This is a genomic window from Amycolatopsis sp. SID8362, assembly GCF_010550475.1.
Lineage (GTDB): Bacteria > Actinomycetota > Actinomycetes > Mycobacteriales > Pseudonocardiaceae > Amycolatopsis > Amycolatopsis eburnea.
Genome location: NZ_JAAGNB010001000.1, coordinates 1 through 345 on the forward strand (window position 1 = coordinate 1; position 345 = coordinate 345).

Genomic DNA, 345 nt, shown 5'->3' on the forward strand with positions numbered 1-345 from the left:
GAGCCGAGGGCGGCGAACGGGACGCCCGGCCGGAGCGCGACGCTCAGGTACAGGCCGGCGCCCTTCGGCGAGCTCCACGGCCGGGCCCGGCGCCCGACCCCCGCGGTCTGCTCTTCGGCGAGGAGAACGGTCCCGTCCGGAGCACCTTCCTCGACGGCTTTCCGCAGGTCAGCGTTGGTGGAACCGGTGCGCTCGACGACGTCGATCTTCGCGTACCGATCCTGGAGGGCCGCTCGCAGACGGGCAGCGTCGATCTCAGCCATGTGCCCACCATATGGGAGTCCCCCTAACGTGCAAGCTACTCAGTCGTTCACTTAGAGGTGCGCTCTTCTAAGTTGGACCCCG

Annotated in this window: 1 protein-coding gene; it reads right to left on the reverse strand. The window is 68.7% G+C overall.

From position 1 onward, the window contains the following. On the reverse strand, window positions 1-263 hold a 263-nt coding region (locus G3I65_RS31030), incomplete at its 3' end, for a biotin--[acetyl-CoA-carboxylase] ligase (protein WP_375336735.1). Window positions 264-345 lie beyond the last annotated feature (82 nt).